The following is a 23,365-nucleotide window of genomic DNA, read 5'->3' as shown; positions in this document are numbered from 1 at the left end:
GATAAAACTTTAAACTTTTAAACTTTAACTTTTAAGCAAAAAAAATCATGCCTTTATATCATAAATTGGGAAATTTTCCCCAAAAAAGACATACGCAATTTGAAAAACCAAATGGTGGTTTATACTACGAACAGCTTTTTGGAACCGAAGGTTTTCACGGTCATTCGTCATTATTATATCACGTTCACAGACCAACTCAAGTAAAGGAAATTCTAAAATCCTATTCGGTTGAGCCTAAAATTGCCATCGGAAAAAACATAAAATCATTATTACTAAAAGGCTTTGAGCTGAAGCCCGAAGATGATTTTCTAGACAGCCGCAAACCGATGTTAGTCAATAAAGATTGTACGATAGGCTTAGCTGCACCAAGACAATCATTGCGCAGCTATTTCTATAAAAATGCCGATGCTGATGAAATGATTTTCATCCATAAAGGAAAAGGGAAATTGCGCACGATGATGGGAAATATTCCTTTCGAATATGGTGATTACTTGATTATTCCTCGCGGAATGATTTACCAAATTGACTTTGAAACATCAGAAAACAGACTTTTCTATGTCGAATCATTTGCCCCTTTTTATACGCCAAAAAGATATAAAAACGAATCAGGACAACATTTAGAACACTCTCCATTTTGCGAGCGCGACTTCATTTTGCCAACAGAATTAGAAACGCACGATGAAAAAGGAGACTTTCTAATCAAAATCAAGAAAGAAGGAATGATGCATGAAGTCGTTTACGCCACGCATCCCTTTGATGTTGTGGGTTGGGATGGATATAATTTTCCATACGGATTCAGCATTCACAATTTTGAGCCTATAACAGGTCGTGTGCACCAGCCGCCACCGGTACATCAAACCTTCGAAACGGCAACATTCGTCGTTTGTTCGTTCTGTCCGCGACTGTACGATTACCACCCAAAAGCCATTCCAGCGCCTTACAATCATAGTAATATTGATAGTGATGAGGTTTTGTATTATGTAGATGGGGATTTTATGAGTCGCAACAATATCGAGCAAGGACATATTACTTTGCATCCAAAAGGCATTCCACACGGGCCCGCGCCGGGAGCCATGGAACGTAGTATAGGTCATACAGAAACTCACGAATTAGCCGTAATGGTCGATACATTTCGTCCACTTATGGTCACCGAAGAAGCCATGGGGTTGGATGATGGACAGTATTATAAATCTTGGGTAGAGTAATAAGGAGCTATTTCCTGTCTCGTCCTAAAAGACGAGATTACAATCTTTTTTTTTGGTTAAAAAAAACCTCAAAAAAGGATTTTCACTTTTATCACGGGCAGGGCTTTAGAATAAATAATAACTTTTTTTTAAAATTAATAAATCCGTGTACATCTGTTTTATCCGTGTCATTTGCGTTCCAAAACTAGAAGTAGCGAATTAAAAAATAAATAACAATGAGCAAAGAAATAAAATCAGTAGAATACGGACTAGAAAAAATATTTGAAGGAGCGCAAGATTTCCTTCCGTTATTAGGAACCGATTATGTAGAATTCTACGTAGGAAATGCAAAACAATCCGCACATTATTATAAAACAGCTTTCGGTTACCAGTCATTGGCGTATGCCGGATTAGAAACTGGAGTAAGAGACAGAACATCGTATGTGCTGAAGCAAGATAAGATCCGTATTGTATTAACCACGCCATTAACTCAGGATTCTCCAATTCATGAACATTTGAGAAAACATGGTGACGGAGTGAAAGTAGCGGCACTTTGGGTAGAAGATGCAACCAGTGCTTACGAAGAGACAATGAAACGCGGTGCCCGTTCTTTTATGGAGCCTACTGTGGAGAAAGATGAATTTGGAGAAGTGGTACGTTCCGGAATTTATACCTACGGAGAAACGGTGCATATTTTTGTGGAACGAAAAAATTATACGGGTGTTTTCTTACCTGGATATAAGGAATGGAAATCCGATTACAATCCGGAACCAACGGGATTAAAATACATTGACCACATGGTTGGAAATGTGGGTTGGAACGAAATGAATACTTGGGTTAAGTTTTATGAAGAAGTAATGGGATTCGTAAATTTCCTTTCTTTTGATGACAAACAAATCAATACGGAATATTCGGCATTGATGAGTAAAGTAATGTCTAATGGAAACGGTAGAATTAAATTTCCAATCAATGAACCTGCCGAAGGAAAGAAAAAATCACAAATCGAGGAATATTTGGACTTTTATGGCGGACCTGGAATTCAACATATCGCTATTGCAACAGATGATATTATCAAAACGGTAACGCAATTGAAAGCAAGAGGAATCGAATTCTTATCTGCTCCTCCACATACATATTATGAAGCAATTCCAGAACGATTGGGAGAGCACATGAAAATGATGAAAGAAGATTTAAACGAAATCGAAAAACTGGCCATTATGGTCGATGCCGATGAAGAAGGATATTTACTGCAAATATTTACAAAGCCGGTACAAGACAGACCAACCTTGTTTTTTGAAATTATACAAAGAATGGGGGCCAAAGGATTTGGTGCAGGTAACTTTAAAGCGCTATTTGAATCAATCGAGAGAGAACAGCAATTGCGAGGAACGCTATAGAAACGTCTTATTTTTACACATTGTGAAAAAATAACCGATGAACAGCATGTTTTTTTGTAAATGTTGTGTTAAACTTTATTTTTCACTAAAATAACTGAATTTGTTAGCTACCTTTGCACTCGCAAAAAGGGAAGGGGTGGTTTCCTTCCTGATTTCATATAAATTTCATAGTTTATAGTTTTTTGGTTAGTTAATAGCATAAAAACTCAGTCATTATTTGACTGAGTTTTTTTGTTTTAATATATTTGGAACAAAATTTGCTATTAGAGTCAATAAATTGACGAATAAAGTAATGATGAAAAAAATAATACTATTCTTTGTATTGATATTGACTGTAAGTTTTGATTCTCCAAAAGAGGATGCTTATGATGTGGGGGAGTGGTTTAAATTTCGAATTCATTATGGAATAGTAAATGCCGGTTACGCTACATTAGAGGTGAAAGATGCTACAGTAAATAACAAAAAAACGTTTCATGTTGTAGGCAGAGGATATACTACCGGAATGTCACGATTTTTCTTTAAAGTAGACGATTTATACGAAAGTTATATTGATAAGGATACCAGAAACCCCTACCAGTTTGTGCGAAAAATTAATGAAGGCGGGTATACTAAAAACCAAGAAGGCTTTTTTAATCAATCTACAAATAAAGTTCTTGTCAAAGATTACAAACATAAAACAGAGAAAACAATTTACGTTCCTAAGAACACACAAGACATTTTGTCCACCTTTTATTATCTAAGGAATTATCCTGGAATCGATAAGTTAAGAATTGGAGAGTCTGTTGCGATTGATATGTTTTTTGATGATGAAACGACAAAGTTTAAACTCAAGTTTATTGGTCGTGAAAACATTGCAACTAAATTTGGAGTGGTATCAACAATGGTTTTTAGACCTTTGGTACAATCAGGACGTGTTTTTAAAGAACAAGAAAGTCTTACCGTTTGGATTTCAGATGATGATAATAAATTACCTATCAGAATAAAAGCCAGCTTGGCAGTAGGTTCAATAAAAGCAGATATAGATGCATATAGAGGATTGAAAAATCCTTTTAAAACAAATAAATAATGAATAACATTGATAGTTCAGAAGAGATTTTAAAAGAAATTGAAATTAAATACCAAGCAATAAATCAAAAAACAGAGACGCAACTGGAAGGATTATTATGGTCAAAACCAATTACATATTGGGATTATATCCAAACAGATGCTTTGTTGAATCTGCAAATTCAAAGAACTACACTTCCTGATGAAATGGTTTTTATTATGTATCATCAGGTGAATGAATTGATATTTAAGATGATACTTTGGGAAATGCGCCAGATTTCTTATTGTGAAAATATTCAAACTGATTTTTTTACTGAAAGATTAATGAGAATCAGCCGCTATTTTGATATGCTAACCACTTCTTTCAGTATTATGGGAGATGGAATGGAGGTAGATCAATACATGAAGTTTAGAAATACGTTAACCCCTGCCAGCGGTTTTCAAAGTGCGCAATACCGTTTAATAGAATTTTCTTCTACAGACCTAATAAATCTTATTGATCACCGTTATAGAGATTCAATAGACAGAAATACGCCTTATGAATTTGCGTTAGAGCATTTGTATTGGCAAGCAGCCGGAAAAGATTATCATACCGGTAAAAAATCGTATCTATTGGAGGAATTCGAAAGAAAATATAAGAAGATGTTCTTAAATCATATGGAAGAATATAACACCATAAATATTTGGCAAAAATTCAAACAACTTCCAGATTTAGATCAAAAAAATCCAGAGTTAATACTAGCCATGCGTCATTATGACCATACAGTGAATATTACTTGGGTAATGCAACATTTAAATACGGCAAAGAAATATATAGATCAGAGCGGTAAAGGTGATGGTGAAGCGACAGGAGGAAGTGACTGGAAAAAATACATGCATCCAAAATACCAACGTAGAATATTTTTTCCGGAATTATGGTCGGCAGATGAGTTAGCACAATGGGGAGAAGAAAAATAATTTGAATAAAAAAACATAGTTTGAAACAAGTATTATTAGCAATTATAGTATTATTTTCTTTGATTTCTTGTAATAAATCTGAAGAGATTCTGGAAAAAGAAATTATAAAACCAGCAGTTAAAAAGATAGAGTTTGGGTTTAAATATTCTGATTTTAATGTCATTCAAGATACTATACAAAAGGGAGATACTTTTGGGACTTTACTAGAAGAGCAAAATATTGGTGAGCGAGAAGTATATGATATTATCGCTAAGGTAAAAGACACTTTTGATGTGAGAACAATCAAGGTAAACAAGCCTTTTACAATGCTTCGGTCAAAAAACAAGAAGAATGATTTACAAGTTTTTATCTATCAGCCAGATGCGTTAAACTATTATGTAGTTGATTTACGCGACACGGCTATTGTTGTTTATAAAAAAACAAAACCCATTACTATTAAACGTCGCACCATTGGCGGTGTTTTGAAAGAATCATTGTCAGAAACCTTAGGCAATGCCAAGATTGAAGGAGCATTGGCGAGTAAAATCTCTAAAATTTACGCATATTCCATCGATTTTATGAAACTCAAAAAAGGGGATCGTTTTGCGATAACTTTTACGGAGCGATTCATAAATGATAGTGTTTATGACGGAGTAGAAGAACTGGAGGCTTCCTTTTTTGAATACAAAGGAAAAATTATTTACGCATTTCCTTTTGCCCAAAATCCGGATTCAGACAAAATAGAATATTACGATGAAGATGGAAAAACCTTGAAAAATTTCTTTCTTAAGTCTCCAATAAAATTCAGTAGAATATCCTCTCGATTTTCAACGAGTAGATTTCATCCTGTTCAGCACAGATGGAAAGCACATAAAGGAACGGATTATGCAGCGCCACGCGGTACTCCTATTACTGCAACAGCAGGCGGAGTTGTGGAGCAAAGTGGTTTTACTGCCGGAAACGGGAATTTTGTAAAAGTGAAACACAACGGAACATACTCAACACAATACTTGCACATGTCTAAAATATTGGTAAGACGAGGACAACGTGTCAGTCAAGGACAGGTTATTGGTTTAGTAGGAAGTACAGGTTTAGCAACTGGTCCCCATGTATGTTATCGATTTTGGAAAAATGGTGTACAGGTTGATGCGTTGAGGTTAAAATTACCAACCGGCGAACCTATGACCGGGAATAATAAAAGTCGTTTTATTAAACAAATAACTCCGTTAAAATTTCAATTAGACAGTGTTGCTAATTTATAATTCTATAATATAAATTGACTAAAAAAAATATTTAGTTTAAAAATAGAAACACTTGATGTGCTTATTGGATGACTACTATTTAGTGTTTTTCCTGCTAAATTGTTATATAATCATAAACTCATTTAGCATTAAAAGTAATTTCAGTATTTTTGCCACATTAAAATAATACTACAAACTACCTAATAAATGGCTTTAAATACAATAAACCCTACAGAAACGAGCTCTTGGAAGAAACTTGAAATGCATTACAATGAAATGCAAAGAGCTTCTATGCAAGAATTATTTCAATTGGACGCAAACAGAACTGAAAAATTCAATTTGAAATGGAATGATTTTTTAATTGACTATTCAAAAAATATTATCACTCAGGAAACACTTCAGTTGTTATTGCAATTAGCAGATGAAGTAGGGCTTAAAAGTGCTATAGCTGATTATTTTGATGGAGCAATAATCAATCAAACCGAAAATAGAGCCGTACTTCATACTGCATTACGAGCCAGAGAATCAGCAATTATAAATGTTGATGGCGATAATGTAGTTTCTGAAATTTATGAAGTAAAAAGCAAAATAAAAGCATTTACGAATGAAGTTACTTCCGGTGAAAGAACTGGTTACACGGGAAAATCTTTTACGGATGTTGTTAATATAGGTATTGGAGGTTCTGATTTAGGTCCTGCTATGGCTGTTGAAGCATTACAATTTTATAAAAATCATCTAAACGTTCATTTTGTTTCAAATGTTGATGGCGATCATGTAAATGAGATTATTAAAAAATTAAATCCAGAAACGACTCTCTTTGTAATTGTTTCTAAAACGTTTACCACGCAAGAAACCTTGACTAATTCTGAAACTATCAGAAAATGGTTTTTAGAATCAGCTACTCAAGAAGATGTAGCGAAGCATTTTGTTGCGGTTTCTACCAATATCCAAAAAGTAACAGAGTTTGGGATAAACCCCGATAATGTATTTCCTATGTGGGATTGGGTTGGGGGGAGATTCTCTTTGTGGAGTGCCGTTGGACTTACGATAAGTTTAGCAGTTGGATACGATAATTTTGATGAATTGTTAGAAGGGGCGAATGAAATGGACGAACATTTCAAAACGGCTGATTTCGACAAAAATATGCCGGTAATATTAGCTTTATTGAGTGTTTGGTACAATAATTTTTTTGGTGCCGAAAGTGAAGCCTTGATTCCGTACACACAATATTTACAAAAATTAGCACCTTACTTGCAACAAGGAACTATGGAAAGTAATGGTAAAAGTGTTGGACGAGATGGGAAGTTAGTAAATTATCAAACGGGAACTATTATTTGGGGTGAGCCTGGAACTAATGCGCAACATGCTTTTTTTCAGTTAATTCACCAAGGAACAAAATTAATTCCTGCAGATTTTATTGGTTTTGTGACTCCTTTATATGGAGATAATGATCATCATGATAAACTAATGTCCAACTTTTTTGCACAGACAGAAGCTTTAATGCACGGAAAATCTGGAGAACAAGTTCAGGCTGAATTTGATAAACAAGGTATTTCAGAAGACAAAGCTAAATTTCTTTTACCGTTTAAAGTTTTTGCGGGGAATAAGCCTACCAATACTATTCTAATCCAAAAATTATCTCCCAAAACTTTAGGTTCTTTGATAGCTTTGTATGAGCACAAGATTTTTGTACAAGGAATTATCTGGAATATTTTTAGTTTTGATCAGTGGGGAGTGGAATTGGGCAAACAATTGGCTAATTCTATTTTGGAGGAAATTAATACTAAAACGGTTAAAAATCATGATAGTTCTACAACTTTTTTACTAAATCATTTTTTGCTAAATAAGTAGTGTTGATATTTGAAATTAATTCTTAAAATTTTATGAATTTTTCATGAGATTTCGATTTCACTCCTCTTTTAAATAGTTTAAAAGTCTCAAAAGCCTTGATTTTAGTTAGATCGGGGCTTTTTTATGGATAAGTGGCTCTGTTATAGTAGTTTTTTAAAATTCATGTTATTTTTTTTAATGTTGATTATTAAAAATTATATGTGAATAATTCAATAAAAAGCATGTATAGTTATTGAAAATTTTATTATTCACTTAAAATTTTATAAAAAATATTTTAAGTGAAATGTTCACCTAAAAATTAAAGCCATTCTTAACGTTGTGTTAACTTATTAACTTAAAAATGTTATATTTTTGCCAAATATTTTAAACTAAACAAAAAAGCAAAAATGAAAAGAATTATTTTTATTTTGATTATTTTTTTATCAGCTGTAGGACATTCGCAGGTTACTAGTTCTGCTATGTCTGGTACTGTTAAATCAAATTCTGGAGAGACCCTTCCAGGTGCTTCAGTTGAGGTTCGACACAATCCAACTGGGACTAAATATTATTCAACTACAGATGGTAATGGAGGGTATGCTGTTCAAGGAATTAGACCAGGTGGTCCATATACAGTTAAAGTAACTTATGTTGGCTATAAAACTACAGAAATTACAGAAATTAATGCTCCTTTAGGGAATAATTTAACTGTGAATATTGTTGTAGAGGAAGAATCAAATGCTTTGAACGAAGTAATTGTTTCTACAAAATCGAAAGGAAATTTTAATAAAGGAAGAACTGGAGCTTCTCAGCAATTTTCTAACAGAGAAATCACAGCTGTACCCGTAACAGGTGCACGTTCAATAAATGCTATTACAAAGTACAATGCTAATGCAGGTAGTAATGGTACTTTTGGAGGACAGGATTCAAGATTAAACAATTTTACTATTGATGGATCTGTTTTTAACAATGGTTTTGGTTTAGGTAGTGATTCACAAGCAGGAGGTAGAACAGGCTCAACAGCTATTTCTTTAGATGCAATAGAACAATTGCAAGTTAGTATTGCTCCTTATGATGTGCGTCAATCAGGATTTTTAGGATCAGGAATAAATGCAGTTACTAAAAGTGGAACAAATGAAGTTGAAGGATCAGTTTATAATTCATTCAGAAGTAATAAAAAAGATTTTATTGGAACTAAAGCTGGAGATAACGTAATCATTCCTGGGAAATTTGAAGAAAAAATTTGGGGAGCTAGAATAGGAGCGCCAATCATTAAAGACAAATTATTTTTCTTTGGAAATTTTGAAACTTTAGAGAACATAAGCCCAGCTACAACTTGGACATCTACAGGTTCTCCACAAGCAAGTGCTCAGGTTTCTGCACCTACTTTTGCGCAAATGCAAACACTTTCTACTTTTTTACAAGACAAGTTCAATTATACGACCGGTCCTTGGGAAAATTATGATGCGGAGAGAATTTCAAAAAAATTCCTTGCAAGACTTGACTGGAATATTAATGACAATCATCAATTAACTGCTCGTTACGTTTTTCATGACTCTAATTCGGATGAATTAACTTCAAACTCTAATTCATTAGGTTTTGGAAATAGAAGAACAAGTCCGCTTGCAATGTCTTTCAAGAATAGTGGTTATGTTATTTTAGATAATACTAGATCAGCTGTTTTAGAATTGAATAGTAAATTAAGCAATTCTTGGTACAATAATTTTATCGCTGGTTACGACAAACAAATTGAAGATAGAGCCTTACAAGGTGGTGGTTTGTTTCCAACAATTGATATCTTAAATGGTTCAAATACTTTTATTTCAGCAGGTTTAGATCCCTTTACTCAAGGAAACAAACTTTCATATTCTACATTACACTTTACAGACAATTTGACTAAAACTATTGGTAAGCATTCATTGTTATTTGGAGCTAATTTTGAGTATTTCAAATCAAGTAACTTGTTTTTCTCAGGTTCTAATGGTGTTTATACTTTTAATTCACTTACTGACTTTTATGCAGCTGCTAATCAATCTGCAAACACAGCAGGAATCCCATCAACAACTGCTCTTCCTGCACGTTTTCAATTCAGATATTCTGCTTTACCAGGTGCTGCAGAACCATTGCAAATATTTAAATCTAATAAATTAGATTTATACACTCAAGATGAAATGAAATTGAGCGACAGGTTTAAATTAACAGTAGGACTTCGTGCAACAGCAGTTTGGTTTGCTGATACAGCTCTTGAAAATCCTGCAGTTACAGGTTTATCTTTTGGACAAGGACAAAAATTTAATACTGGTGACATGCCAGATACTCAGTATTTGTTTGAACCAAGAGTTGGTTTCAACTTAGACTTAAAAGGTGATGCGAGTACATTACTTCGTGGAGGTAGTGGTGTATTTACAGGTAGAGCACCTTCAGTTTATTTGTCTAATGCTATTGGAAATAATGGTGTCCTTACAGGTTTTGTAGACGTAAGTGGAGCAGCACTAGCTTCAGGCGGGTATGGCTTTACTCCAAATCCTAATGATTATTTTATTCCACAAACTCCAACTCTTCCTACTACGTTTGAATTGGCATTTACTGATAAAAAATTTAAATTTCCACAAGTTTGGAAAACCAATATAGCAGTTGATCAAAAACTTCCTTTTGGTTTTGTAGGAACAATCGAAGGGATTTTTCAAAGAAACATCAATGCAATACATTATTACAATACTAATTTTGATGCACCGGTTGGAACTTTCAGTGGTCCTGATAAGAGACCAAGATACGCTCGTACCGATGCAGGTGTTCGTATAAATGATAATGTATCTAGTGCAGTTGTTTTAACAAATACTGACAGAGGAACTTTTTACTCTACAACTTTTAAACTAGAATATCCTTACAAAAAAGGACTTTGGGGATCTTTCGCATACACACATTCAAGTGCTAATGATTTATTATCTCCTGGCTCTATTGCCTCTGGTTCATGGACTGGCGCTAGATCTGTATATGGTAATAACAATTTACCATTAGCATTATCTAACAATAACACCCCACACAGATTGGTTGGTATCATAGGATACAAAATTGAATATGGTAAAAATGTAGGAGCAGCGACTTCTATCAACTTAGGGTATATTGGAGAACAATCTGGGCCATTTTCTTATTCTTATGGTGGTGACATGAATGGTGACAGAGTAAACAATAATGATTTAATTTTTGTCCCATTGAAAGCATCAGATATTCAATTTTCGAGTATAATAGCGTCGGATTTAAATTCTGCTTTAAGAGGAACTACAGCAGGGAACGTTATAGTTTATACACCAGCACAGCAAGTTAGTGCTTTTGACCAGTACATTAATCAAGATAAATATCTTTCTACAAGGAGAGGTCAGTATGTTGAAAGAAATGGTGGAGTTTTGCCTATGTTGCATAGATTAGACTTATCAGCAACTCAAGATTTTTATATTACTATTGCTGGTAAAAAGAACAATTTCCAATTTAGAGCTGATATATTGAACTTTACCAATTTCATTAATAAAGATTGGGGTGTTACACAAAGAGTAACAAATGCTAATGTTTTAAATTATAATACAACGGCTGCTAATGTTCCTTTTTATAAATTAGCAACTCAAGTAGAGGCTGATGGAAGTAGAGTTTTAATAAAAGATACTTTCCAGAAAAATGCTTCAACTTTTGATGTTTGGCAAGCACAGTTTACTTTGAGATATATTTTTGGAAAATAAATTCAAATATTTAATGTTAAAAACCACGTTGAAAGACGTGGTTTTTTTATGTCTTTTTTTCTTATATTTGTTAAAACAAAAACAGTATTTATGTACGATTTCATTCAAAAATTTCATTCGGGGTGGGCTTATTTAGCACTTTTAGTATTAGTAATTGCAGTGGTTAATTCCTTAATCGGGATGTCTTCTAAAAAAGATTTTACTTCAAAAGACCGGAAAATTGCATTGTTTGCTTTAATAGCCATACACACTCAATTACTAGTTGGTTTTATTTTATATTTCGTCTCTCCTAACGGATTAGATATGATAAAAGCAGTAGGAATGGGTGGATTAACAACTGAAAGTAGATTGCTAGCTTTAGAGCATTCATTAATCAATATTATTGCCATAACATTAATTACAATTGGTTGGTCCAAGCATAAAAAATTAATAACTAGTGAATCAAAATTCAAAACTTTCTCTATTTTTTATGGTTTAGGATTAGTGCTTATTTTAAGTAGGATTCCATGGAAAATTTGGTTTTAAAAAACAATTAAAGCTCTAGAAATAGAGCTTTTTTTATCTAGGTATGGTTTTTGTAAAATAGATTTAACTAATACAATATATATGAAAAAATCAATAACATTATTTTTTTTACTTGCAATTATTAGCTTAGTCAGCAGCCAAAGTTCAATCTTAGAAAAACAAAAAGCAGCAACCCAAAAAGATACGCTTAAGAAAGGTAAAGCAACTATTGAATTGGAAGAAAACAAAATAGATTCTTTAATTACTTCATTAGGAAAATTTAAAATCTATAAAAAAGAAGCACATGCATCCTATTATGCAGATAAATTTAATGGAAGACGGACTACAAGCGGGAGGAAATTTGACAATAACAAATATACTGCAGCACACAAAAAACTTCCTTTTGGTACAAAAGTAAAAGTGACCAATGAAAAAAATGGAAAGTCTGTGATTGTTGAAATTACTGATAGAGGACCATTTGTTAAATCAAGAGAAATCGACCTTTCAAAACGAGCATTTATGGATATTGCCTCCAATAAAAGCAGCGGTGGAATGCAGGTGACAATAGCGGTTTTAAGTAACTAAATTACCAGTTTTTGTATGGATTAGTGCTTAAATAAGCATTGTAATAACGGGTAATGTTTGTTACCTCTTTACCTAGCCAACTTGGTTTTTCAAAAGATTCCGTTTCAGAACCAAGCTCAATTTCAGCGACAATTAATCCTTCATTTTCACCATAAAATTCATCAATCTCAAAAACATGATTGCCTTGTTTTACCTCAAAACGGGTTTTGTCAATAACACCTTTTTCACATAACAATAATAATTCCTTTGCTTCGGTAACAGGAATTTCTTTTTCCCACTCAAAACGGGACATACCGGAATCATTTGAAATTCCTTTTATGGTCAAATACCCTTTTTCGCCTTTTATACGTACTCGCACCGTGCGTTCTGGGGCCGAACTTAAATAGCCTTGTGCAATGTGATTTTGAACAAAAGCTGCTGTCTTAAACGAATCGTCTGTAACCAAAAATTTTCTTTCTATTTCAATCATTTTAGTGTATCTAAGTATTATTTATAGCAATTTCCAGCTATTCGTTTCAATTTCTCAATCATAAAACTTTTTTTCTATTTTTAAAAAAGGAGCTTCTTAGGTCGCTCTTTTTAAAAAGAAAAAATAGTTTTTCTCAATCGAAGATTTCCACTTCTATCTGGACTAACTCAGAAACTCAAAGGTATCAAATATTTCTATTTTTAATGCTCTACTATATTTTGTCATAATCGTATAATAAAAAGCGGCTATCATATTGTACCTTAAATTTGCTTTCGTAGCAACGAAATTTAATACGTTAATTATGTATAAAGCATAGTTTGCGTCTAGTTAACAGTTATTTTATGAATAAGTTAATGGAAGTTATTGCGTCGATTTGTATTTTTACAAAAACCGAATGAATTTAAACATGCCAATTTTTAAAGTAAAATCTAAGCCAACACCTGCAACACTACTAATCAAGTTTTTTGGAGAAAGCCAATCGTGGCGTGAAACAGATGATAATTTAGAACCTTTAATCGAATTAATTAGGCAGATAAGACCTTTGAAAATAAAAAATCTGGAAACGGTCAATTTGCAAGAAATCATTTCCTTCTTTAATGAAAATGATTCTTGCAGGGAACAATTCTCAATATATCTCAAAGAAATACTAAAAGACAAGAAATTCAATAAAATACTTTCTGATGCGGCTATTCTGCAAGATGTAGATTTTATATTTGAAGTCAAAAAAAGAATATTCGCTAAATTTTTACCGTATCAACCCCAAAAAGATACTTTAGAATATATCCTGAATCAGGTTTTTTATAGGGCCAATGATACCATTTGGATCAACAAAATTCCATCCAATCAATTGGAAGAATTATATGGAATTTTAAAATTCAAATCAATTTACGAAAGTGTTGAACCTAATTCAGTTTTATCGGAAGTATTAGTTGGAATGGATTTAATCACGCAACGCATTAGTGGTCGTGCCTTGGAAACGGATGTTATCAAAATGGTGCCGGAATTTGATGATTACGAAAGTCCTTTTACAGCTTTTGAAAAGGAATTATTCATGATTGAAGACCGAATCAGGAATTCTGAAAATCATTTTATTAAGCCAGATGATTTGTCCTATGCGCAGTTATTAGTTTTACATAAGCAATGTGAAGACTTTGTGGAGAAAGCATTTCACAACAGTTCAAAATATGGGATTTCGCTTCGTGTAAATCAGAATTTATTGAAAATTAGACAGCAATTAGTGCGACTTAAATTTTTAGTTTCGTTGTTAATTATAGAAAAAGGGACTGATAAAAAAAATAATGGAATTTTATTGGCTCTGCACTTAATTAAGTACAATTGCTATAAGAATAATGTTAGGAAGTTCATTGGCGAAAGCACCCAACTCATTTCCTATGAAATAACGCAACATACGGCTAAAACCGGGGAACATTATATCACCGAGAGTAAACAGGAGTATTTCAAGATGTTTAGGACGGCTTTAGGAGGAGGATTTATAGTAGGGATTTTATGCATTATAAAAGTGTTACTTTCTAAAGCTGATACCAGTTTTTTTGGGCATGCTTTTCTGTACAGTATGAATTATGCTTTTGGTTTTATTGCTATTTATCTTTTAGGTTTTACGCTGGCGACAAAACAACCGGCGATGACAGCTTCTGCTTTAATTAAAGCGTTAGAGGAAGGTGTCATAAAAAAAGGAAAAGACGCCGAAAAGTACAAAGCTTTTGCTATTCTTTTTGCACGTGTATTTCGTTCTCAGTTTATCGCTTTTGTGGGGAATGTAATCATGGCTTTCCCAGTTTCACTACTTGGAATCTGGTGTATTGATTATGCGTTTCAGTATAATATTGCTGCTACTAAATGGGAAGGGTTACTTATTGATTTGAGTCCTATTCATTCTTTATCCATATTTCATGCGGCTATTGCCGGAGTATTTTTGTTTTTATCAGGAATCATCTCAGGAAGTATTGCAAACAGGGATAAGCACAATCAAGTGTATTTCCGAATTACTGAACACCCTTTACTGAAAAGGAGTTTGGGGAAAGATAGGACGATTAAATTAGCTAAATTATATAGAAAAAAATGGGCTGGGATTATTTCAAATTTCTGGTTTGGAATATTCATGGGAAGTACAGCATCTATAGGCTTGTTCTTAGGATTGAATCTTGATATTCGACATATTACTTTTGGTAGCGGAAACCTTGCTTTGGCATTATACGGTGCGAATTATGCAGTAAGTAACTCCATGTTATTTTGGGGTATTTTTGGTATTGGTGTTATAGGATTGGTTAACTTTATGGTGAGTTTTAGTCTTTCGCTTGGACTGGCATTTCGTTCAAGAGCCATCTCAGTATTCGAATTGCGATTTGTTACAGTTTCCATTTGGAATCATTTCAAGTCGAGACCTATTAGCTTCTTTTTTCCAACAGAAAAGAAAAATAAATCGGTAGTTGTAGAGAATTATTTACATGTTGAAGATCAAAAATAATTTTTAGCGTTACTAAATCTTTCAAAAATAGTATAGGATATTCAATCAGTTAGATGCAGGAATTAATTCCAAATAGAAAAATCATACACGTTGACATGGACGCTTTCTATGCTTCAGTAGAGCAGATGGATAATCCATTATTGCGTGGGAAGCCTATAGCTGTTGGCGGCTCAGAAAATCGTGGTGTGGTGGCTGCAGCAAGTTATGAAGCCAGAAAATTTGGAGTGCGAAGTGCTATTAGTGGTGTCATGGCCAGAAAAAATTGTCCAGAACTCATTTTTGTAAAACCGCGTTTTGACAGATACAAGGAGATTTCGAGTAAAATCCAAAAGATTTTTTATGAATATACGGACTTGGTTGAGCCATTGTCACTTGATGAGGCTTATTTAGACGTTACCAATAATAAAAAAGGAAATCCAAGCGCTACTTTATTGGCACAAGAAATAAGACAGCGTATTTTCAACGAAGTGGGTTTAACAGCTTCGGCAGGAATATCAGTGAATAAGTTTGTGGCTAAAATTGCTAGTGATTACAATAAACCGAATGGTCAAAAAACGGTCAATCCAGATGAAGTTATTTCGTTTTTGGAAGAATTACCCATTCGAAAATTTCATGGTGTTGGAAAAGTAACCACTGAAAAAATGTACCAACTGGGAATTTTTACCGGAGTGGAATTAAAAAGCAAAACATTGGAATTTCTAGAGAAACACTTTGGGAAATCAGGAAACTTTTATTACAATGTGGTAAGAGGAATTCACAACAGCGAAGTAAAATCAAACCGAATTACTAAATCAGTTGCTGCTGAACACACTTTTGATGTCAATCTTTCTTCTGAAATTTTTATGATAGAGAAATTGGAAGTTATTGCAACTGCATTGGAGAAAAGATTAAAAAGGTACAATGTGGCTGGTAAAACCGTTACTTTGAAAATAAAATACAGTGATTTTTCTCAGCAAACTCGCAGTAAAACCCTACCTTATTTTATATCTGATAAAGCTTTAATAATTGAAGTCGTAAAAGAACTATTGTATCAGGAACGAATGAAAGATTCCGTCCGATTGCTTGGAATTTCCTTAAGTAATTTAAACACGGAGGAGAAGAAGTTTGTTGTGGTTCAGTTAAAATTTGATTTCTAATTGGGCTTTAGTTCGTTCAACAATGGTTAAAGTCGGAAAATTGTTGTTTTATCTTTATAAATAAAATTACATTTGATTTTTTAAATCAAGAACCCATGAATAATTTTAGACAATATGAAGAGGCTATTGCATTACATCATAATGGTTTAAGTGTAAAGACTGCTCCTGTTGTGTGTTGGGATTTCCACAATGAATTTTTGACTGCAGTAAAGAGCTTTTTTTTGGATTTAAATAAATTAAATGCAATTGCATCCCAAAATAAATGGATTAAGAATAATTGGGATTTAAAAAATAGTCTCAAAGAGGAAGTAATTATTGTTACTGATTCGAAATTAAAAATTGTTTTTGCATCACACAATATAGTAAAAATGAATGGGTATGTAGAAGCAGAAGTTTTGGGCAAAAGTCCAAAAATGTTTCAAGGAGAGGCTACTAACCAAATTACTTCAAATGAAATTCGTAGAGCAATTATTGATCAGCAACCTTTTGAGAAAACAGTAATGAATTATAAAAAAAATGGAGATGTCTATGCTTGTCTGATAAAAGGTTTTCCTGTTTTTAATAGTAAAGGACAGTTAAGTCATTACATAGCTTTTGAGAAAGCCGCATAAAAGAGAAAACCTTTCCAATTTGGAAAGGTTTTCTCTTTTATAATTTTTTATAATGGTTTTAGTTTTTACTATTTAATTTAGATAGTAATCTTAAAAATTCGATATACAACCAAACTAGCGTAATCATCAATCCCATTGCACCATACCATTCCATGTATTTTGGCATTTTTTGTTCTGATCCTTTTTCTATTCGGTCAAAATCTAAAAATAAATTTAAAGCGGCAACAACAATCACAAAAATACTGATTCCAATGCTCATCATTGAGTTTCCATAATGCACAGGAACAAAACTCGTAAACATAGAAAACACCCAAGATATAAGATAATACGTTGCAATAGCCAATGTAGCAGCTACAACAACTGATTTGAATTGTTCTGTTACTTTTACAATTTTATATTTATACAATCCCAGACAAACCATAAAAGTTACAAAAGTTGCCCCTACTGCCTGAATTACGATTCCAGGATACATTGCTTCAAATATTGCCGAAATTCCGCCAATAAATAATCCTTCGAATAAAGCATATCCCGGAGCTAAATATGGAGAGTATTGTGGTTTGAAAGCAGAAATAAGCACTAAAACTAATCCAACAACAGCACCGCCAATTGCAGGAACCATTGGATTCATTCCGTTAAAAGTCAGCCACCAGATTACAGTTGCAGAAGCGGTGAGAAGTAAAAATAAGATTAAACTTTTATTGATAGTGCCAGACAAAGTCATCTCGTTGTTATAATCAATGATAGTAGCTTGATGTACTTCGTCATTTTTTGAAACTGCAGTAGAAAAAGTTTTGTTATTTAAAAATGGATTTTTAGAATTGAAACTCATAATTTGTAGGGTTATTTGTTGCTCAAATATAAATTTTATTTTGCAGAAGATTGTTTAAATAATCTTAAATTTTTTTAAGAAGAAAATCGTTTTACATTAATTAATGAATAAAAAAATCCGTCTCATTTATCTAACGAGACGGATTTTTAATATTTAATGAAATAGCTTTTACTATTCTATTTCTGACACTCTTAAGGTGTTAACCATTCCTTTATCTTTAATAGGCATTGCTGCTAAATTGATAAGAAAATCTCCTTTTTGTACAAAACCTTTTTGTTTTACAATTTCGTTTATGTCAGTTACAGTATCATCTGTGCTTACATCTTTAGTGTACATGAAAGATTTTACTCCCCATAATAAATTAAGTTGGGTAAGGATTCTTTTATTAGAAGTAAATACTAAAATATGTGCATTAGGTCTCCAAGCTGAAATTTGGAAAGCAGTATAACCACTATTTGTCAAAGTACAAATTGCTTTCGCCTTGATAACGTTAGCCATAGTTGCTGCATGATGACAAATTGTTTTAGTGATAAAACGTTTTGTTTTGATCTGTGGTGTGTTTTGTGGCACTTGAATTAGCGGAGAATCTTCTACTGCTTCAATAATTTGAGTCATTTTTTGAATTACTTGAACTGGATAGTTACCTGTAGCGGTTTCTCCAGAAAGCATCACTGCATCTGCACCATCCATAACTGAGTTTGCTACGTCATTTACTTCAGCACGTGTTGGCGTCAAGCTAGTGATCATAGTTTCCATCATTTGAGTGGCAACAATTACGGGGATTCTTGCAGTTTTAGCTCTGCGAATTAATTCTTTTTGAACTAAAGGTACTTCGTGTGCAGGAAGTTCAACTCCTAAATCTCCACGAGCAACCATCAGAGCATCGCAATACGCAACAATTTTGTCAATATTTTCTAATGCTTCTGGCATTTCTATTTTGGCAATGATTGGAATTTTATAGTCGGAGTGTTCTGCAATTAATTCTTGTAGATCTTGTAAGTCTCTTGGTGTTTTTACAAAAGATAATGCAATCCAATCAACATTTTGCCCAATAGCAAAAATAGCATCTGCTATATCTTTCTCAGTCATTGCAGGAAGAGAAATTTTAGTATTAGGTAGATTTACTCCTTTTTTAGATTTCAATTCACCACCTTGAATTACTCTTGCTATAACTTCTGATTTTTTATCAGTTTCAACGATTTCAAAGATAAGTTTTCCATCATCAAGCAAAATTCTTTCTCCTGGATTTACATCATTTGGAAAGTTTTGGTATTTCATGAATACTTTCTTAGCTGTTCCAAGAATGTCTTCGGCAGTAGTAAATGTAATTAAATCACCGTCATGTACTACTACACCTTCCTCCATAACTCCTACACGAAGTTTAGGTCCTTGTAAATCACCCAGGATTGCAGTTGTATAGCCAAATTCGTCATTAAGACCTCGTATGATATTAATTTTTTCTTTTACATCATTGTAGTCAGCATGTGAAAAATTCACTCTAAATACATTTACACCGGCATCAATCATGTCTTTTATGATTTCTCTTGTACTACATGCGGGCCCAAGTGTGGCTACAATTTTTGTTTTTTTGTTTGTAAGCATTTGTATTAAAAAATTAAATTGTTTTTTGATTTTATTTGATTTGTATCAACCGTATAAACTGTTGATACGTTATCTATGGTATTTAATAGTATCTGTATTTTTGATACATTCATAGTATCTTCATTATTTTCTATTTTTAAAAAGTAATCTACTTTTTTAAATTCCGGAAGTAAAAAAACTTTTGTTGAAACTTCCATTGTGACATTTGAAAATAAATTTTGAGTACTTCCTTTCTTATATTGAATTACTTCGTTTTTATTTTGAATCAAATTCCAAGAGACCTCTTTTTCGGCATCATTATAATAAAATCTCGAAAAATTTGTTTCTCCTTCTTTTATATTAATTTGAATTTCATTTTTACTTTTACTCAAATTTATAGGCAGCTTTTGATTTATAAAATAAGCCAATCTATAGTCTTCTAAAGAAGTATGAATTGCGATGAGATAGTAATCTATTTCGTCAAATTCGCCAAGATCCAATTTATGAATTGCCATTTCATGAAAAAATAAGATGTAAATATAGTATTTCTATCGAAGCGTAGACCTCTCAAAATAAGATGTTTTTGTTAATTTATGAACGAAAACGATATAGTTTTATGAAAATTGATATTATTTTCGGTCCATTTTTTCTTGAAATGCAAAATAAGCACGTTGGGATGCTTTTTCTTCTGCTTTCTTTTTTGAAGTTGCTCTTGCTCTTGCAATGACTTTGTCATCAATACTTAGTTTTACGCCAAACAAACGTTGCCCGTCAATTGCGTTATCTTCGAAAATGTCATAATGAAATATTTTCTTTTCTTTTTGACACCATTCTATGACCAAACTTTTATAACTAATTACTTTTCCTTCGAGTCTTGCGATATCTACGTAAGGAATTATAACTCTTTTTTGAATGAATTTTTCACAATATACATAGCCTCTATCCAGATAAATTGCTCCTACGAGTGACTCAAAGATATTACCATGTATGTTTTCTCCAAAATGCTGTATCGGCACTTTGCTTTCTATGTATTGTACTAAATTTAGGTCTTTTCCTAATTCGTTCAAATGTTCTCTGCTTACAATTTTTGAACGCATTTTAGTAAGATAACCTTCGTCTCCAGCGGGCGCTTTGCTAAATAAATGGGCTGCAATTACGGAGCTTAACATAGCGTCACCTAAAAACTCTAATCGTTCGTAATTAATTGGATTTCCTAAAACATCCATGCGATTTGAGGAACGATGCGTGAAGGCTTTCTTGTAATTGTCTAAGTTTATTGGGTCGAAACCCAAGATTTTCTGAATAGAATCAAAAAAAATCCCGTCTTCTGGAGAACGGGATTTTGAAAATATTTTTCTGATTATACGCATATATAATTATTAGATTTCTAATTTTTTTACCAATACACAAGCATTGTGACCGCCAAAACCAAAAGTATTACTCATAACAACATTCATTTCTCTTTTCTGAGCTTTGTTGAAAGTAAAATTTAATTTAGAATCAATGCTTTCATCATTTGTAAAATGATTTATTGTAGGTGGTACAATTCCATGTTTCATGGAAAGAATAGAAGAAATTGTTTCAACAGCACCTGCTGCGCCAAGTAAATGACCCGTCATGGATTTTGTTGAATTTAGATTCATTGTGTAAGCGTGATCGCCAAAAACATGAAGTATAGCTTTGGATTCTGCCATATCACCTAAAGGTGTTGAAGTTCCGTGCATATTTACTCCATCAACATCGGTTGGTTTTAAACCAGCGTCTCTCAAGCAGTTTAGCATTACATTTTTAGCACCTAATCCATCAGGATGTGGTGCAGTAATATGGTGGGCATCTGCTGACATACCGCCACCGCCAATTTCGCAATATATTTTTGCTCCACGAGCAATAGCATGTTCGTATTCTTCAAGGACTAGAGCACCAGCACCTTCTCCTAAAACAAATCCATCACGGTCTTGATCCATAGGTCTGGAAGCTGTTTTTGGATCGTCATTTCTTGTTGATAAGGCATGCATGGCGTTAAATCCACCCATACCTGCTATAGTTACAGCAGCTTCAGATCCTCCGGTTACCATAGCATCTGCGTGACCTAATCTAATATAATTGAAAGCATCAATAATAGCATTTGTAGAAGACGCACAAGCTGAAACAGTTGTGAAATTAGGTCCTCTAAAACCATATTTTATTGAAATATGGCCCCCAGCGATATCAGCAATCATTTTAGGGATGAAGAAAGGATTAAATTTTGGGGTACCGTCACCAGCAGCAAAATTAAGAACTTCTATTTGAAAAGTTTCTAATCCGCCTATTCCAGATCCCCATATTACGCCCACTCTGTCTTTATCTAATTTTTCAAAATTGAAACCTGCATCATTTACAGCTTCGTCAGATGATACCATTGCGTATTGTGCATATCGGTCCATTTTTCTAGCCTCTTTTCTGTCTAAGAAATCTTCAGCATTAAAATTTTTCAATTCGCATGCAAATTGAGTTTTAAATTTTGAAGCGTCAAAATAAGTGATTGGAGCAGCTCCACTAACGCCGTTAATAAGTCCGTTCCAATACTCTTCAATGTTATTTCCAATGGGTGTAAGAGCGCCTAAACCTGTTACAACAACTCGTCTTAATACCATAAATTCTTTATTTTTGTTATCTTTAAACAAATAAAACCCATGCTTTCTTTACTGTATTACTATTACGAAAGAGCCATGGGTATTACAATAAATATAGTTTTTGATTGAAATTCAATCTCGAATTTAATTTTTAAAAAAAATAATAACACCCGTAAGCAAGATTGCTGACGGGTGTGTACTTTATTATTTTTTAGCTTCCTCGATATAAGAGATTGCTTGACCTACAGTAGCGATGTTTTCTGCTTGATCGTCTGGAATTTGAATGTCAAATTCTTTTTCGAATTCCATAATAAGCTCAACAGTGTCTAATGAGTCAGCTCCTAAATCATTAGTGAAGCTTGCTTCTGTTACAACTTCGTTTTCGTCAACACCTAATTTGTCTACGATAATCGCTTTTACTCTTGATGCAATGTCTGACATAATCTTTAATTTTAGAATTTAATTTGTTGGCAAAAATAAAAAACTTTATTTTAAAACAACTATTTAGTTAATAAATGTGACATCTAATTTATGAAATTTATTTTAACAAAGCTGTCGCAATGTTATTTATTTTCGATTTTTATGCCTTTTTTTGTGCAATTAAAATTTGATAGGTTATGAAAAAAATTGTGGTTTTTGCTTCTGGATCGGGTACTAATGCTGAAAATATCATAAAGTATTTTGCAAAAACAGAAATTGGAACTGTCGAAGCGGTGTTTACAAATAACCAAAGTGCTCAAGTGATTGAAAGAGCAAAAAACTATGGAGTTCCATCCATTATTTTCTCAAAAGAAGAGCTAATTGAAGGAATTGTATTACATAAAATAAATAAAATCCAACCTGATTTGATTGTTTTAGCAGGATTTTTATTAAAATTTCCCGAAAATATCATTGCAGTCTATCCTAATAAGATCATAAACATTCATCCTGCATTACTGCCAAAATACGGCGGAAAAGGAATGTATGGTATGTATATCCATAGAGCAATTGTTGGTAATAAAGAGGTGGAAACAGGAATAACTATTCATTTTGTTGATGAAAATTATGATGAAGGGAATATTATTTTTCAAAAAAAGGTAGCCTTGTCGGGCGATGAAACACCAGAAGAAGTGGCCGGAAAAATACATGAATTAGAACAAAAATATTTTCCGGAGGTAATCGAGAAATTGTTATAAAAGCTATTATAGTATTAC

At 33.1% G+C, this 23,365-nt stretch carries 20 protein-coding genes; 13 read left to right on the top strand and 7 right to left on the bottom strand.

Annotated features, from left to right (window positions below; all coding sequences use genetic code 11):
- The first annotated feature begins 47 nt into the window (after positions 1–47).
- The 9 genes from ACXX80_RS04500 to ACXX80_RS04460 all read left to right on the top strand — a co-directional run bounded on the left by ACXX80_RS04500 (position 48) and on the right by ACXX80_RS04460 (position 12,449).
- Positions 48–1,205 carry a homogentisate 1,2-dioxygenase gene (locus ACXX80_RS04500; protein ID WP_458552192.1) on the top strand — a complete coding sequence of 386 codons (1,158 nt, stop codon included), beginning with the start codon at positions 48–50 and terminating at the stop codon, positions 1,203–1,205.
- A gap of 215 nt (positions 1,206–1,420) precedes the next feature.
- The gene (hppD, locus tag ACXX80_RS04495) at positions 1,421–2,581 is read left to right on the top strand and encodes a 4-hydroxyphenylpyruvate dioxygenase (protein ID WP_458552191.1); all 1,161 of its coding nucleotides are present in this window, start codon (positions 1,421–1,423) and stop codon (positions 2,579–2,581) included.
- Positions 2,582–2,876: 295 nt separating this feature from the next.
- Positions 2,877–3,647: a DUF3108 domain-containing protein gene (locus ACXX80_RS04490; protein ID WP_458552190.1), complete on the top strand. Its 771-nt coding sequence runs from the start codon at positions 2,877–2,879 to the stop codon at positions 3,645–3,647.
- Positions 3,647–4,582 carry a tryptophan 2,3-dioxygenase family protein gene (locus ACXX80_RS04485; protein WP_458552189.1) on the top strand — a complete coding sequence of 312 codons (936 nt, stop codon included), beginning with the start codon at positions 3,647–3,649 and terminating at the stop codon, positions 4,580–4,582. Before ACXX80_RS04490 ends, ACXX80_RS04485 begins: the two co-directional genes overlap by 1 nt.
- 20 nt (positions 4,583–4,602) lie before the next feature.
- Complete coding sequence (locus tag ACXX80_RS04480) at positions 4,603–5,823, top strand: M23 family metallopeptidase (RefSeq protein ID WP_458552188.1); 1,221 nt, start codon at positions 4,603–4,605, stop codon at positions 5,821–5,823.
- A 186-nt stretch (positions 5,824–6,009) separates the two neighbouring features.
- Complete coding sequence (gene pgi, locus ACXX80_RS04475; protein ID WP_458552187.1) at positions 6,010–7,653, top strand: glucose-6-phosphate isomerase; 1,644 nt, start codon at positions 6,010–6,012, stop codon at positions 7,651–7,653.
- A gap of 386 nt (positions 7,654–8,039) precedes the next feature.
- Positions 8,040–11,360, top strand: coding sequence for a TonB-dependent receptor (locus ACXX80_RS04470; RefSeq protein ID WP_458552186.1), 3,321 nt, complete (start codon positions 8,040–8,042; stop codon positions 11,358–11,360).
- Positions 11,361–11,450: 90 nt separating this feature from the next.
- A complete protein-coding gene (locus tag ACXX80_RS04465; RefSeq protein WP_458552185.1) occupies positions 11,451–11,885 on the top strand; it encodes a hypothetical protein in 435 nt (144 codons plus the stop codon).
- 81 nt (positions 11,886–11,966) lie between these two features.
- A complete protein-coding gene (locus ACXX80_RS04460) occupies positions 11,967–12,449 on the top strand; it encodes a septal ring lytic transglycosylase RlpA family protein (protein WP_099714122.1) in 483 nt (160 codons plus the stop codon).
- A gap of 1 nt (position 12,450) precedes the next feature.
- Here ACXX80_RS04460 and ACXX80_RS04455 read toward each other — a convergent pair whose 3' ends face one another.
- Complete coding sequence (locus tag ACXX80_RS04455) at positions 12,451–12,918, bottom strand: CYTH domain-containing protein (protein WP_458552184.1); 468 nt, start codon at positions 12,916–12,918, stop codon at positions 12,451–12,453.
- Between the two features lie 394 nt (positions 12,919–13,312).
- Here ACXX80_RS04455 and ACXX80_RS04450 point away from each other — a divergent pair, with 394 nt between their 5' ends.
- From ACXX80_RS04450 to ACXX80_RS04440, 3 genes are all read left to right on the top strand, one after another.
- Positions 13,313–15,403: a transporter-like protein gene (locus ACXX80_RS04450; protein WP_458552183.1), complete on the top strand. Its 2,091-nt coding sequence runs from the start codon at positions 13,313–13,315 to the stop codon at positions 15,401–15,403.
- A 53-nt stretch (positions 15,404–15,456) separates the two neighbouring features.
- Entirely contained in the window at positions 15,457–16,539 is a 1,083-nt protein-coding gene (dinB, locus tag ACXX80_RS04445) for a DNA polymerase IV (protein WP_417950791.1), read from the top strand.
- Positions 16,540–16,634: 95 nt separating this feature from the next.
- On the top strand, positions 16,635–17,150 hold the full coding sequence (locus ACXX80_RS04440) for a PAS domain-containing protein (RefSeq protein WP_315206185.1): 516 nt from the start codon (positions 16,635–16,637) through the stop codon (positions 17,148–17,150).
- A gap of 58 nt (positions 17,151–17,208) precedes the next feature.
- Here ACXX80_RS04440 and ACXX80_RS04435 read toward each other — a convergent pair whose 3' ends face one another.
- The 6 genes from ACXX80_RS04435 to ACXX80_RS04410 form a co-directional block, all read right to left on the bottom strand.
- Entirely contained in the window at positions 17,209–17,979 is a 771-nt protein-coding gene (locus ACXX80_RS04435; protein ID WP_315206188.1) for a Bax inhibitor-1/YccA family protein, read from the bottom strand.
- A 171-nt stretch (positions 17,980–18,150) separates the two neighbouring features.
- Positions 18,151–19,581, bottom strand: coding sequence for a pyruvate kinase (gene pyk / locus ACXX80_RS04430; protein ID WP_315206191.1), 1,431 nt, complete (start codon positions 19,579–19,581; stop codon positions 18,151–18,153).
- A gap of 5 nt (positions 19,582–19,586) precedes the next feature.
- Positions 19,587–20,075, bottom strand: a complete 489-nt coding sequence (locus ACXX80_RS04425; protein WP_315206194.1) for an IPExxxVDY family protein — start codon at positions 20,073–20,075, stop codon at positions 19,587–19,589.
- 114 nt (positions 20,076–20,189) lie between these two features.
- Positions 20,190–20,930: a ribonuclease III family protein gene (locus ACXX80_RS04420; protein WP_417990655.1), complete on the bottom strand. Its 741-nt coding sequence runs from the start codon at positions 20,928–20,930 to the stop codon at positions 20,190–20,192.
- Positions 20,931–20,939: 9 nt separating this feature from the next.
- A complete protein-coding gene (fabF, locus tag ACXX80_RS04415) occupies positions 20,940–22,193 on the bottom strand; it encodes a beta-ketoacyl-ACP synthase II (protein ID WP_458552182.1) in 1,254 nt (417 codons plus the stop codon).
- Positions 22,194–22,376: 183 nt separating this feature from the next.
- Entirely contained in the window at positions 22,377–22,613 is a 237-nt protein-coding gene (locus ACXX80_RS04410) for an acyl carrier protein (protein ID WP_007137004.1), read from the bottom strand.
- 176 nt (positions 22,614–22,789) lie between these two features.
- On the opposite strand from ACXX80_RS04410, the gene purN reads away from it, so the two are divergent.
- Positions 22,790–23,347 carry a phosphoribosylglycinamide formyltransferase gene (purN, locus tag ACXX80_RS04405; protein ID WP_458552181.1) on the top strand — a complete coding sequence of 186 codons (558 nt, stop codon included), beginning with the start codon at positions 22,790–22,792 and terminating at the stop codon, positions 23,345–23,347.
- The last annotated feature ends 18 nt before the right edge of the window (positions 23,348–23,365 follow it).

The sequence above is a fragment of the Flavobacterium sp. GNP002 genome (assembly GCF_054343795.1).
This window is presented reverse-complemented; position numbering and strand designations above follow the sequence as displayed.